The sequence below is a fragment of the Mesorhizobium sp. CA12 genome, assembly GCF_020165255.1.
Classification (GTDB): Bacteria; Pseudomonadota; Alphaproteobacteria; order Rhizobiales; family Rhizobiaceae; genus Mesorhizobium.
Genome location: NZ_JAIUHT010000002.1, coordinates 362,995 through 376,637, shown reverse-complemented (window position 1 = coordinate 376,637; position 13,643 = coordinate 362,995). Strand labels below are relative to the sequence as shown.

9 protein-coding genes and 1 pseudogene are annotated in these 13,643 nt (G+C 64.2%); 5 read left to right on the top strand and 5 right to left on the bottom strand.

The genetic code is table 11. From position 1 onward, the window contains the following. Positions 1-4: 4 nt before the first annotated feature. Positions 5-961: an alpha/beta fold hydrolase gene (locus LB520_RS05920; RefSeq protein WP_224524175.1), complete on the bottom strand. Its 957-nt coding sequence runs from the start codon at positions 959-961 to the stop codon at positions 5-7. On the opposite strand from LB520_RS05920, the gene LB520_RS05915 reads away from it, so the two are divergent. The 3 genes and pseudogenes from LB520_RS05915 to LB520_RS05905 all read left to right on the top strand — a co-directional run bounded on the left by LB520_RS05915 (position 944) and on the right by LB520_RS05905 (position 2,931). After that, positions 944-1,378, top strand: a complete 435-nt coding sequence (locus LB520_RS05915; protein WP_224636787.1) for a hypothetical protein — start codon at positions 944-946, stop codon at positions 1,376-1,378. The genes LB520_RS05920 and LB520_RS05915 overlap by 18 nt on opposite strands. A gap of 200 nt (positions 1,379-1,578) precedes the next feature. After that, complete coding sequence (locus LB520_RS05910; RefSeq protein WP_095766320.1) at positions 1,579-2,046, top strand: Hsp20 family protein; 468 nt, start codon at positions 1,579-1,581, stop codon at positions 2,044-2,046. Positions 2,047-2,170: 124 nt separating this feature from the next. Continuing rightward, positions 2,171-2,931, top strand: a pseudogene (locus LB520_RS05905) (sulfite exporter TauE/SafE family protein). 10 nt (positions 2,932-2,941) lie between these two features. On the opposite strand, the gene LB520_RS05900 reads toward LB520_RS05905, so the two are convergent. Together LB520_RS05900 and LB520_RS05895 are read right to left on the bottom strand one after the other, a co-directional pair. After that, positions 2,942-3,835, bottom strand: coding sequence for an MBL fold metallo-hydrolase (locus LB520_RS05900; protein WP_224636786.1), 894 nt, complete (start codon positions 3,833-3,835; stop codon positions 2,942-2,944). Positions 3,836-3,860: 25 nt separating this feature from the next. Next, positions 3,861-4,910, bottom strand: a complete 1,050-nt coding sequence (locus LB520_RS05895; protein WP_224636785.1) for a threonine aldolase family protein — start codon at positions 4,908-4,910, stop codon at positions 3,861-3,863. A gap of 490 nt (positions 4,911-5,400) precedes the next feature. On the opposite strand from LB520_RS05895, the gene gltB reads away from it, so the two are divergent. Together gltB and LB520_RS05885 are read left to right on the top strand one after the other, a co-directional pair. Continuing rightward, entirely contained in the window at positions 5,401-10,137 is a 4,737-nt protein-coding gene (gene gltB, locus LB520_RS05890; protein ID WP_224636784.1) for a glutamate synthase large subunit, read from the top strand. A gap of 197 nt (positions 10,138-10,334) precedes the next feature. Further along, complete coding sequence (locus LB520_RS05885; protein ID WP_140842147.1) at positions 10,335-11,789, top strand: glutamate synthase subunit beta; 1,455 nt, start codon at positions 10,335-10,337, stop codon at positions 11,787-11,789. A 42-nt stretch (positions 11,790-11,831) separates the two neighbouring features. Here the strand turns inward: LB520_RS05885 and LB520_RS05880 are convergent, their stop codons facing one another. Further along, positions 11,832-12,278: an MAPEG family protein gene (locus LB520_RS05880; protein ID WP_224636783.1), complete on the bottom strand. Its 447-nt coding sequence runs from the start codon at positions 12,276-12,278 to the stop codon at positions 11,832-11,834. 88 nt (positions 12,279-12,366) lie between these two features. After that, the gene (locus LB520_RS05875) at positions 12,367-13,584 is read right to left on the bottom strand and encodes a DUF459 domain-containing protein (RefSeq protein WP_224636782.1); all 1,218 of its coding nucleotides are present in this window, start codon (positions 13,582-13,584) and stop codon (positions 12,367-12,369) included. Positions 13,585-13,643: the final 59 nt, after the last annotated feature.

Sequence of the window (13,643 nt, the reverse complement as noted above, 5' to 3'; positions counted from 1 at the left end):
GCGCTCAGGGAGCATCACCCGTGCCGGGGATGAAGGCGTCGAAAGCCGCCAGGAGCTGCTCGCGGTAGATGTCCTTCTCCTGCAGGATCTCGTGCTGCGCGCCGTCAATCATCAACAGCGAGCCGACACGCAGTTTCCTGGCATAGGCCTCCACCGCCTTGGTCGAGACCACCCGGTCGGCGCCGGCGGCGACGATCAGCATCGGCACCTTCACCCTTGCCATGAAATCCGGATCGCTGACGGCTTTCGCGGCCGCGGCGGCGGCCCTCAGCCAGCGGATGGTTGGACCGCCGAGCGCGAGCTGCGGCCAGGCCTCGTAGATTCCGACATTGCGCCGGTAGCGCGCAGGATCCGAGGTCACCTTGTTCACCTCGAAAGCGGGCGGCACTTTCGGGCGCGGACCGAGCGCGGCATAGAGCCGGCCGAGACCCAGCGCGCAGAAAACCGTGCAGACGCGCCGGACCGTGGCGATCGAGACCGGCAGGTCCGGCACCTCGAGAAAAGGAGCCAGCAGCACCATGCGTCGCACCCGGTTGACCATCGACGGCGAGGCAAGCAGCGCAATCACCGCGCCCGTGGAGTGCGCGAGGATGTAATAGGGGCCGCGGCAGTCGGGCAGCACGATCTCCTCGAAGAATTGCTCGAGATCGCGCGTATAGTCGCGGAAACTGCGGACATAGCCGCGCTGGCGGTCACGCAGCAGGCGGCTGGAATCGCCCTGGCCGCGCCAGTCGAGGATGGCGACGCCGAAGCCGCGATCGGCGAGATCGCGGATGGTCTCGAAATATTTCTCGATGCATTCGTTGCGCCCGGTCAGCAGAACCACCGTGCCCTGCAGCGGGCGGCTGACAGCGGCAAAGACGCCATAGCGGATCTTCTTGCCGTCGCGTGTGGTGAAGAAGCCGCCCGCGGCATTCTGCGGCGCGGGATTGTCCTCGGTCAGATGGAAAAGATCCGTCATGCGGCGTCGTTGCTTGTTCTTTGCCCGGACGGGCGAGGCGTCGGCATGGTGATAGACGGCCAGGCGGCAAAAGCAAAGGCGTTGCGAGGATTTACGCAGTTGCCGCGCATGACCCCGAAAATCGGAATCGATTTCGGAAAGGATCATGCGCAAATCATCAAAAGTGCTACTGCGTCCTTAGCGCGTCCAGAGGACGCGCGGCGCTGTAGCGCGGGGAAGGCCGGAAGTGCCTGCGGTGCACTTCCGGCCTCTGTCGATCCGGGAGGAAGGGACGTTGCACCCGGTTCGGCCTCGTCGCGGCGCAGGGAAGGGGGCGCCGCTTGTCTCTCTGTCTTGACGCAATTCCGGACGGAAAACCGCTTCACACTTTTCCTGGAATTGCTCGAACTTGACCGAAGCCTAATGCCGCATGACTGAACGGATGCCGAAGCCGTGGTTCATCCACCGTTCATGAACGTGGCTGCATTGCGACCAAGGAAAACCTTGAAATGGCTTTTGGAGCTTCCCAAATGAATGCTGTGGCTGCCGATGTCGGGGCCGCTGGCCTATCCGGAACGCCTTTCGAGGGTTTCGCACCGGGTCATACGCAAACCATGTTGCTCAAAAGGAGAACACTCATGCGTCACGTTGATTTTTCCCCGCTTTATCGTTCGACCGTCGGCTTCGACCGGCTGTTCACCATGCTCGATTCGCTCGGCCAGCCCGAGACCGCGCAGACCTATCCGCCCTATAATATCGAGCGCACGGGCGAGAACGCCTATCGCATCTCGATGGCCGTTGCTGGCTTCTCGGAAGACGAGATTTCGATCGAAGCCCACCGCAACGTGCTGACCGTCAAGGGCGAGCGCAAGGAAGAGAACAACAGCGAGGGTTCCGAGCTGCTTTACCGCGGCATCGCCTCGAGGTCCTTCGAGCGCCGCTTCCAACTCGCCGACCACGTCGAAGTGGAAGGCGCCACGCTGAAGAACGGCCTGCTCTTCGTCGATCTCAAGCGCAACATTCCCGAGGAGCTGAAGCCGCGCAAGATCGCGATCACCTCGTCCGCGGACAAGGCCAAGCAGATCGAAACCAAGGCCGCCGCGTAACCCGCGGGGCCCGTAGTAGACAACGTCTCCCTCCCGAGACGAAAGCGGCGCCGCGAGGCGCCGCTTTTATTGTGCCACCGGCAACGCGCCGTTCTGGCTCTTTTGAAGCATGCAGCGGCGGATCATGAAGGGCGATGTCCGATTTTCCGTGCTGCTGACACTCACCGTCGCAATCACTTTCCTGCTCGCCGGTATCGTCAAGGGCGTTACCGGCATGGGCCTGCCGACGCTGGCCATGGGATTGCTTGGCACAATCATGCCGCCGGTGACCGCGGCGTCGCTGCTGATCGTGCCGTCCTTCGTCACCAATGTCTGGCAGCTTTTCGCCGGCCCGAGTTTTTCGGCGGTCCTGCGCCGGCTTTGGCTGATGATGGCGGGCATTCTGATCGGCACGATCGCCGGCTCGCGGCTGCTCGCCAGCGACAATGTCAAATGGACGACCGCCGGCCTCGGCGCGGCATTGATCGTCTATGCCGCCTATAGCCTGCTCGCGCGGCAGCCTGTCGTTCCCGAGAAAAGCGAGCGCTGGTCGTCGCCGGCCGTGGGTTTCCTCACCGGCCTGGTCACGGGCGGCACCGGCGTCTTCGTGGTGCCTGCCGTGCCTTACATCCAGGCGCTCGGCTTGAGCCGCGACGATCTGATCCAGGCGCTCGGTCTTTCCTTCACGGTGTCGACGATCGCCCTGGCGCTGGGCCTTGCCTCCATGGCGTCTTCGAGGCGGGACATCTGGCGATGTCCTCGCTTGCCGTGCTGCCGGCCCTGTTCGGCATGTGGCTGGGGCAAATCCTGCGCCGGAAGATCAGCCCGGCAACTTTTCGCCGCTGGTTCCTGATTTTTCTGGTCCTGCTCGGCGTCGAGTTGTTGCTGCGGCCCTTTGTTGCCTAGCTGCAGGGGCCTACTTATTATTTGCCGCAAGAACGGCTTCGACATTCCGCCGGTGAACGGCTTCGTATGGCGCGAAATACTCGGTCGCCGTGGTGGCGAAAATCTCGGCGCCGAAGGTCCGCAGATCCTGCTTGGCTAGGTCGGGGTCTTGCCGGCAGGCAAGCAGCTTTCGGACGTAAGTCTCGGTGGCGTCGATGAAGCTTCTGTCATAGCCGCCGGCTTCGATCGCCTCAAAGGAACCGTGGTTGGGCAGGATCCGGTCGAACTGCCAACTGGACATGCGCCCAAGGTCGACCAGATGCTCGTTCAGGCGCTCCGGCTCCGACACATAGGTGACCGAGTCTTCCAGCGTGTCGCCTGCCAAAAGCAGGCCGGCGTCGGGCATCAGCAGCACCGTGCCGTCATGGCTGTGGATCTCGACCTGGCGCAGTTCGATGGGGACCGCCCCGACCGTCAGGCTGAGGCTGTTGTCGAAAACCCTGTTGGGCAGCACAAGCGGCTTGATCGGCGGATTACCGCCCTCGATGTCGGCCCGGCCGCGTTCGAGCGCCAAGGCGGTGAGGCGGTTGGCGATGATCTCGCAATCCTTAAACACCTCGTTGCCGGCGATATGATCATCGTGCCAGTGGCTGAGCACGACGCGCATCGAGGTCACGCCCATCTCTTGGAGGGTTTTCCGGACGAAGCGGGCATGGAGCAGGGATATGTGCGTGTCATAGACAAGCGCCTGCGATCCATCGACGATCGCATAGGTGCAGATGCCAAGCGTGTAAGCGCCGTCGTCAAGCCAATTCGGCTCGTCCGACCAGATGCGAACGCCTTCGATGCGGCCGTCATAGAAGCCCAGCACGTTCGGCGCCGGACGGACCAGCCGCATCGTCGAGCCGAGAGACGGCTTGGTCATCTGGCTGCTCCCGAGTGCCGCAAGTTCAGCCAAGCAACTGGCCGAGACGGTCGATCTCTTGCTTCGTGGTGGCGAAGCTGGCGACGAAGCGGTAGATCGCTTCATTGTCGCCGAGGTGGCCATCGAACCCCTGCGGCACGCCCCACTCGTAGAATTTGGCGCCGGCCGCTTGCAGCTTTTCCGCGGTGGCCCGGGCGAGGATGGCAAACACTTCGTTGGCCTGCGGCAGCCAGGCGAGCTTGCCGGCCGGCGCATCCTCGATCGTCTCGGCCAGATGCGCGGCCATCGCATTGGCGTGGCCTGCCATCCTCAACCACAGATCGTCGGTGAAATAGGCCTCGAACTGGGCCGAGATGAAGCGGGCCTTGGAAAAAGTCTGTCCGGCGCGCTGGCGCAGCAGGCGCAGATTCTTGCCGGCGTCCGGATTGAGAACCACGACCGCATCGGCCATCCAGCAGCCATTCTTGGTGCCGCCGAAGGAGATAAGATCGACGCCGCTCTTCCAGGTCATTTCGGCCGGGCTGACGCCGGTCGCGGCAATCGCATTGGCGAAGCGCGCGCCGTCCATGTGCAGCGGCAGCTTGTGGCGGCGGCTGACCTCGGCGATCGCCTTGACATCGTCGACGCTGTAGACCGTGCCGACCTCGGTCGCCTGGGTCACGGTGACCGCCATCGGCTGGCCGGCGGGGGCCAGGTCCTGCGAATATCGCTTGATGGTCCGGTCGAGAGCCTCCGGGGTCATGCGCCCCAGCGGTCCCGCCACCGGCGCCATGCGCGCGCCGCCGGTGTAGAAACCCATCGCGCCGAACTCGTCGACATTCATATGCGCTTCGAAATGGCAAAGCGCGATGCCGCCGATGCGGTTCAACGCAGCCATCGAAAGCGCGTTGGCCGCCGTGCCGGTCGCGACGAAGAAGACCTGCACCTCGCGCTCGAAGATCTCGTTGAAGCGACGATAGACGGCGCGGTCCAGATCGCCGTCGCCATAGGCGGTCGCGATGCCTGCGGCATGGCGCGACAGGTTGGCCGAAATGTCGGGATGGACGCCCGCCCAGTTGTCGGATGCAAAGAACATCGAGAAATCCGTATCGTGATTGGCGAAAGCGGCGGGACTTGACCGCTTCGGCAGTCGAAGCGCAAGGGCCAATCGTCGGCAAAGCGGTGAAGCCAGCAATCGACGGCAAAATGCCTGGACCAAAGCTTGCGTTTCCGGCGCCTTTCACGAAATTTTGTGTCGCGCAGCGCCCAAGTTTTTTGTGAATCGGTCTTGTGCGGCTGTCTGATTTCTGCCATAAAAAATTTAGGACAGTAGTGCTGTCTTATTTTGTCGCACAAAACAGGCCGGACTGGCGTATCATCGCTGCCATTCCGGCCATTGTCGCGAGCGGCGGGTAGACGGCCCGGCTCTGGCCTGTACGATACCGGATGCGAACCGGGCGTATAGCCGTTTGGTTCGGTGGATTTCGCGAGACGTGCAGCAACATGAAGGGGAAGCATCATGCTTCCCAAGGCAAACCAGCGTCCTGAGACAGTCGGGGCCAAGGTGGAGAACGGAGGATAGGACGATGACGGAACTGACGCCATCTGCGATCAACGGCCAGGCCGCGCAGACGAAAGCGGCAGCCGTTAAAAATACCGTCCTGACCAAAGGGCTGCGAACCGCCAACGGCATGACCGCGCAGGGCCTCTATGATCCGCGCAACGAGCACGACGCCTGCGGCGTCGGCTTCATCGCCAACATGAAGGGCTTGAAGTCGCACCGGATCGTCGAGGACGGCCTGGCGATGCTGGAAAACCTCACCCATCGCGGCGCCGTCGGCGCCGATCCGCTGGTCGGCGACGGCGCCGGCGTGCTGGTGCAGATCCCGGACGCTTTCTTCCGCGAAGAAATGGCGGTCGTGGGCGTCGAGTTGCCGCCGGCCGGCCAATATGGCGTCGGCCACTGGTTCATGCCGCAGGACGCGGCGCTGCGCGCCCATATCGAAGAGATCATCGCCGAATCCGCGCAGTCGGAAGGGCTGCCGCTTATCGGCTTCCGCGACGTGCCGGTCGACAATTCGTCGCTGTCGAAGGCGCCGGATATCGTGGCGTCGGAGCCCTTCCATCGGCAAGTGTTCATCGGCCGTACGGCCGACATCCCGGACGACGAGGAGTATGAGGCGCGGCTTTATCTGCTGCGCAAGGTGATCTCGGGCCGCATCTATGCCGAGAACGACAACAAGGATGTCGGCGCCTATTGCGTGTCGCTGTCGGCGCGCACCATCGTCTACAAGGGCATGTTCCTGGCCTACCAGGTCGGCGCTTATTACAAGGACCTCAGGGATCCGCGCTTCGAAACGGCGCTGATCCTGGTTCACCAGCGCTTCTCGACCAACACCTTCCCGTCATGGAAGCTGGCGCATCCCTATCGCATGGTCGCGCATAACGGCGAGATCAACACCGTGCGCGGCAACAACAACTGGATGGCGGCGCGCCAGGCCTCGGTCGATTCCGAGCTGTTCGGCAACAACATCTCGAAGCTCTGGCCGATCTCCTATGAAGGCCAGTCGGACACGGCGTGCTTCGACAACGCGCTCGAGTTCCTGTTCCAGGGCGGCTACTCGCTCACCCACGCCATGATGATGCTGATCCCGGAAGCCTGGGCCGGCAACAAGCTCATGGACGCCGACCGCAAGGCTTTCTACGAGTACCATGCGGCGCTGATGGAGCCGTGGGACGGACCGGCGGCGGTGGTCTTCACCGACGGCCGCCAGATCGGCGCTACGCTCGACCGCAACGGCCTGCGCCCGGCGCGCTATATCGTCACCGACGACGACCGCGTCATCATGGCGTCGGAGGCCGGCGCGCTGCCGGTGCCGGAGGAAAAGATCGTGCAGAAGTGGCGGCTGCAGCCCGGCCGCATGCTGCTCATCGATCTCGCCAAGGGCCGCATCGTCTCCGACGAGGAGATCAAGTCGGAGATCGCGACCAGGCACCCCTACAAGACCTGGCTCGCCAACACGCAGCTGATCCTGGAAGATCTGAAGCCGGTCGAGCCGCGCGCGCTGCGCAAGGATGTCAGCCTGCTCGATCGCCAGCAGTCCTTCGGCTACACGCAGGAAGACACCAAGCTTCTGATGGCGCCGATGGCCACCACCGGCCAGGAAGCCGTCGGCTCGATGGGGACCGACACGCCGATCTCGGCCATGTCGGACAAGTCGAAGCTGCTCTACACCTATTTCAAGCAGAACTTCGCCCAGGTCACCAACCCGCCGATCGACCCGATCCGCGAGGAGCTAGTGATGAGCCTGGTATCGTTCATCGGGCCGCGGCCCAACATCTTCGACCTCGTCGGCACGTCGCGCCGCAAGCGGCTCGAAGTGCGCCAGCCGATCCTGACCAATGGCGATCTGGAGAAGATCCGCTCGATCGGCCACACCGAGGATAGGTTCGACACCAAGACGATCGACATCACCTATGGCTCGAACGAGGGCGCCGCCGGCATGCAAGGCGCCATCGACCGGCTCTGCGAGCGCGCGGAGGCGGCGGTCGCCGGCGGCTACAACATCATTATCCTGTCTGACCGCCAGGTCGGCCCGGACCGCATCGCGATCCCATCGCTGCTGGCGACGGCGGCCGTGCACCATCACCTGATCCGCAAGGGCCTGCGCACCGCGGTCGGCCTCGTGGTGGAATCCGGCGAGCCGCGCGAGGTGCATCATTTCTGCTGCCTGGCAGGCTACGGCGCCGAGGCGATCAATCCCTATCTCGCCTTCGACACGCTGCTCGACATGCACATGCGTGGCGAGCTGCCGGAAGAGGTCGACGAATACGAGGTGGTCTCGCGCTACATCAAGTCGATCGGCAAGGGCATCCTCAAGGTGATGTCCAAGATGGGCATCTCGACCTACCAGTCCTATTGCGGCGCGCAGATCTTCGATGCCATCGGGCTGAAGTCGGACTTCGTCGAGAAGTATTTCACCGGCACAGCGACGCTGATCGAAGGCGTCGGCCTGGACGAGATCGCCACCGAGACGCTCAGCCGCCACAGCGATGCCTTCGGCAGCGATCCGGTGCTGCGCAACAACCTCGAGGTTGGCGGCGAATACATGTTCCGCATGCGCGGCGAGGCGCATATGTGGTCGCCCGACGCGGTGGCCAGCCTGCAGCACGCCGTGCGGCAGGGCTCATGGGACACGTTCAAGGACTATTCGGCGCAGATCGACAGCGCGACCGCGCGCGCCCAGACCATTCGCGGCCTGTTCAAGATCAGAACAGCGGACGAGACCGGCCGCAAGAAGGTCGCGATCGAGGACGTCATGCCGGCGGCCGAGATCGTCAAGCGCTTCTCGACCGGGGCGATGTCGTTCGGCTCGATCTCCAGGGAAGCGCACACCACGCTGGCGCGTGCTATGAACGCCATCGGCGGCAAGTCGAACACCGGCGAGGGCGGCGAAGAGGCCGACCGCTATCTGCCGCTGCCCGGCGGCGGCAAGAACCCGGAACGGTCGGCGATCAAGCAGGTCGCGTCGGGCCGCTTCGGCGTCACGGCGGAATATCTGGTCAATTCCGATGTCATGCAGATCAAGGTGGCGCAGGGCGCCAAGCCCGGCGAGGGCGGCCAGTTGCCCGGACACAAGGTCGACGCGACCATCGCCAAGGTCAGGCACTCGACGCCCGGCGTCGGCCTGATCTCGCCGCCGCCGCATCACGACATCTATTCGATCGAGGATCTGGCGCAGCTGATCTACGATCTGAAGAACGTCAATCCGGCGGCCGACGTCTCGGTCAAGCTGGTGTCGGAGGTCGGCGTCGGCACGGTCGCGGCGGGCGTCGCCAAGGCGCGCGCCGACCACATCACCATCTCGGGCTATGACGGCGGCACCGGCGCTTCGCCGCTGACCTCGCTCAAGCATGCCGGCAGCCCGTGGGAAATGGGCCTTGCCGAAACGCATCAGACGCTGGTGCTCAACGGCTTGCGCTCGCGCGTCGCGCTGCAGGTCGATGGCGGCTTGCGCACCGGGCGCGACGTCATCATCGGCGCGCTGCTCGGCGCCGACGAGTTCGGCTTCTCGACCGCGCCGCTGATCGCGGCCGGCTGCATCATGATGCGCAAGTGCCACCTCAACACCTGCCCGGTCGGCGTGGCGACGCAGGACCCGGTGTTGCGCAAGCGCTTCAAGGGCACGCCCGAGCACGTCATCAACTTCTTCTTCTACGTGGCCGAAGAGGTGCGTGCGCTGCTTGCCGAGATGGGCTTCACCCATATCGACCAGATCATCGGCGACACCGATCTCCTGGAAAAGCGCGACGTCATCCAACACTGGAAGGCGCGCGGGCTCGATTTCTCGAAGATGTTCTTCAAGCCGCACGCGCCGCATGAGGCGCTGCACTGGACCGAGCGGCAGAAGCATCCGATTGACGACGTGCTCGACCGCAAGCTGATCGAGCTGGCGAAGCCGGCGCTGGACGCCAAGCAGCCGGTCACCATCGAGCTGCCGATCCGCAATGTCGACCGCTCTGTCGGCGCCATGCTGTCGGGTGAAGTCGCCAAGCGTTTCAAGCACAAGGGCCTGCGCGAGGACACGATCAAGGTGAAGCTGACCGGCACCGCCGGCCAGTCCTTCGCCGCCTTCCTGGCGCGCGGCGTCTCCTTCGATCTGGTCGGCGCCGGCAACGACTATGTCGGCAAGGGCCTGTCGGGCGGCCGCATCGTCATCCGCGCGCCGCAAGAGGCCAAGATCGTCGCGGCGGACTCGATCATCGTCGGCAACACGGTGCTCTACGGCGCCACCGAAGGCGAGGCGTATTTCGCCGGCGTCGCCGGCGAGCGTTTCGCGGTGCGCAATTCCGGCGTGGCGGCCGTCGTCGAGGGCGTCGGCGACCACGGCTGCGAATACATGACCGGCGGCATCGTCGTCGTGCTCGGCAAGACCGGGCGCAACTTCGCGGCCGGCATGTCGGGCGGCGTCGCCTATGTGCTGGACGAGAAGGGCGATTTCGCCGAGCGCTGCAACATGGCGATGGTCGAGCTCGAGCCTGTCCCGGAAGAGGACGACCTGATGGAGAAGCTGCTCCATCACGGCGGCGACCTCGACCACAAGGGCCGCGTCGACGTGTCGGGCGACATGACCAGCCATGACGAGGAACGGCTCTACCAGCTGATCTCGAACCACGTGCATTTCACCGGTTCGGTGCGCGGCCGCGAAATCCTCGACGACTGGCAGAATTTTAGGCCGAAATTCCGGAAAATCATGCCGGTGGAATATCGCCGCGCGCTGATCGAGATGGAACGCATGCGCATGAGCGTGGCGGCGGAATAGGTTTTCGGGCACGGCCGGGAAGATGACTTTCCGGCCGGCCTCCTCACCAACAATCCTGACCTCCAGAGCATGATCCCGACAAGTGGGAACGGGTTTTCGGCGAAGGTCATGCTCCAACAGATGCGGTTGCCACGGCAGCCTTATGGGGTTAACGGGTGCGCGACAAAAGCGTGCCTTCGGACAGCAGGGACTGGACTATGGGCAAGGTAACAGGCTTTCTCGAGATCGACCGGCAGGTGCACAAGTACCAGCCGGCCTCCGACCGCATCCGGCATTTCCGCGAATTCACGCTGCCGATGTCTGACAAGGAGGTCGAGAAACAGGCCGCGCGCTGCATGGATTGCGGCATTCCATTCTGCCATGGGCCGACCGGCTGCCCGATCCACAACCAGATCCCGGACTGGAACGACCTCGTCTACAATGGCGACTGGGACAGCGCGATCCGCAACCTGCACTCGACCAACAATTTCCCGGAGTTCACCGGCCGCATCTGCCCCGCGCCTTGCGAGGAAGCCTGCACGCTGAATCTCGAGGACATTCCGGTCGCCATCAAGACGGTCGAGCAGGCGATCGCCGACAAGGCATATGAGACCGGCCACATCCGGCCCTATCCGCCGGAGAGGAAGACCGGCAAGCGGGTTGCCGTCATCGGCTCCGGCCCGGCCGGCATGGCAGCGGCGCAGCAGCTCGGCCGCGCCGGCCATGACGTGCATGTCTATGAGCGGGAGAGCCGCCCCGGCGGGCTGATGCGCTACGGCATACCGGACTTCAAGATCGAGAAGCACTATATCGACCGGCGCATCGAGCAGATGCAGGGCGAGGGGGTGACCTTCCATTGCGGCGTCAATGTCGGCGTCGACATCAAAGCGGCCGATCTGCTCGGGGAATTCGACGCTGTGCTCTATTGCGGCGGTTCGGAGACGCCGCGTCCGGCCGGCATTCCAGGCAGCGACCTCAGCGGCGTCTATGACGCCATGCCCTATCTGGTGCAGCAGAACCGCCGCGTCGGCGGCGAGCCGATCCAGTCGGTGGCCTGGCCCTCGCACCCGATCATTGCCGGTGGCCAGCATGTCGTGGTCGTCGGCGGCGGCGACACCGCGTCCGACTGCATCGGCACCGCCTTCCGCCAGGGCGCGGTGCGCGTGACGCAGCTCGACATCCGTCCGCAGCCGCCGGAGAAGGAAGACAAGCTTGCCGTCTGGCCCTACTGGGCGACGAAAATGCGCACGTCCTCCTCGCAGGCCGAGGGCGCCGAGCGCGAATTCCAGGTGGCGACGCTCGAGTTCATCGGCGAGGAAGGCCAGCTGACCGGTGTTCGCTGCTGCGAGGTCGACGACAAGCGAAAGCCGATCGCCGGCAGCGAGTTCGTCATCCGCGCCGATCTCGCCTTCATCGCCATCGGCTTCGCCGGTCCTGCGGGCGACAGCCTGATGAAGGAGCTCGACGGCAAGATCAAAGTCGTCACCGACAGCCGCCGCTCGAACAATGTCGAGGCCAACGATCGCGACTACAGGACCAGCGTAGACAAGCTCTATGCGGCGGGCGACGTGCGCCGCGGCCAGTCGCTGGTGGTGTGGGCCATCCGCGAGGGCCGCCAGGCGGCGCGCTCGATCGACGAGGCGCTGATGGGATCGACGGTGCTGCCGCGGTAAGATTTTCAAAGCACTCACTGAGCCGTAAGCTTCTTGAAGCGCCTAACCGGCCAGCAGCTTTACCGCCCAGTAGAGGCCGATGGCCATCTGGACAGCGAACGCGGAAAATCGAGCCTTGACCGCGTTTGGACTTGTCGACGCCAGATGAATGGCCGACTGGATTAGCCGCGCGGCGATAAACCAGTATGCAAGGGAGTCGGTGATCCCCGTCCGCGAAGTCATCATGGCCACGCCCATGAGGCCCCCGAATATCGGGAGTCCCTCAATGCAATTGGCGTGGGCTCGCGCAAGCCGCTGCAAAAAGGGCGAAAGACCTGCGTTATCCGGCGTGAAGCCATTTGCCGGGACGCGCCCACTCACCACAAGATGGGTGCGCAGGATCTCCATCCATACAAGCAGGAGGAGGGTCCAAGTTACGAAGCCAAGCAAGGCATAGCCCGTCGCCGACATGTTCGCCCCTGTAATCCCAGCGGAATAGAACAATGCCATTGTTCGGCCTGGCGTGAAATCCTTTCACGCAGGGCGATCTAAGGGCGATCTCCTTAACGGATATCCCGACGAATCCGATGGATGTCGATTAAGGGCTGGCGGGCGTGGGGTCCGACTCGACAGTTGCTGTCGCCGGCTGCGTCTTCGGCGGCCGCGAAAAATCGTCGGCGCGGCCCGGCGAGGCGGCGGGCGCCTTGCCTTCGACGATCAGTTTTTCGCCTGGCAGGTTCGGATCGGCCCTGGCCGGCTGCGTGGCGCCGAGCAGCTCGGTGCCGCCGTCGAGCGCCGGGTCGCCGAGAAGCATCGGCGCGGTGCGGTCGACGATGACGGGCGCCGCGGCCGGTTTCGGCGCCTCGACCGGAGCGCCGGCCGGCGCCGACACGGTCGTGACGCTTCCGGGCGCCGCCAGGCCCAGGATCTTCGCCAGCGGCTTTTCCGTATAGAAGGCGAGCTTGCGCTTGCCGGCCTTGGTGACGTTGATGCCGTCATCGGAACGCAGGCGAACAGGCTGGCCGTTGATGTCCGGGCCGGAGGTGACGAAAGCGCCGTTCTCGTCGACGAAGCCGTCCCAGACGTCGACGAATTCGCCGCCATGCTTTTCGGCGACCGAATGGTAGATGTCGTTGAAGGCGAGCATGTCCGAGTTCATCTTCGACACACCGAAAGCCGGCATGCCGACCCATAGGAACGGCACCTTGGTGTCCTGGATGGCCTCGCCGAGCGCATCGGCGCGGCGCTCGTATTCCTTGGTCCAGTTCTCCGAGCGAGGCTGCTCGCGCACCTCGCCGACCCGCATCTGCTGGCGGTCATTGGAGCCCAGCATGACGATCACGGCCGACGGCTTCTCGGTCTCGATCAGCGACTTGATCTCGACAGGCCAGTTATAGAAATCGTCGCGAACGAAGCCCGACGACCCGTTGGCGCGGGCGACGATCCTGACGGCGGGATTGTCGGCAAAGGCGGTGTCCAGGCCCTCGGCCAGCCCGCCCGCCAGAAAATCGCCGACCACCAGCACGACATGGGCGTCGTTCGTCTTCTCGACGATCGGCGTTTCCGGCTCGGCCGGCGGGCGCGGCTTGGATTTCTTCTTCGGTTTCGGCCTTGATTTCTGGATTTCGAACGGTGGCTCGACGCGTTCGCTGCGGCGCGGGAACAGAAGGTCACGCAACGACCAGCCGCGGCTTTCCTCCTGCGCGAATGCCGGTGCGTGGAAGGCGCCGACGGCAGTGACGACGAGCATGGCCAGGGCGAGAACCAGGATCGGCGCCCGGCGAATGCCCTGCCTGATACGCGCAACCGAAACCAAACACCTCTCCATCCCTTGGCGCATGACCGGCAGACGTGGGAAAGTCATGCGCAAGCCGA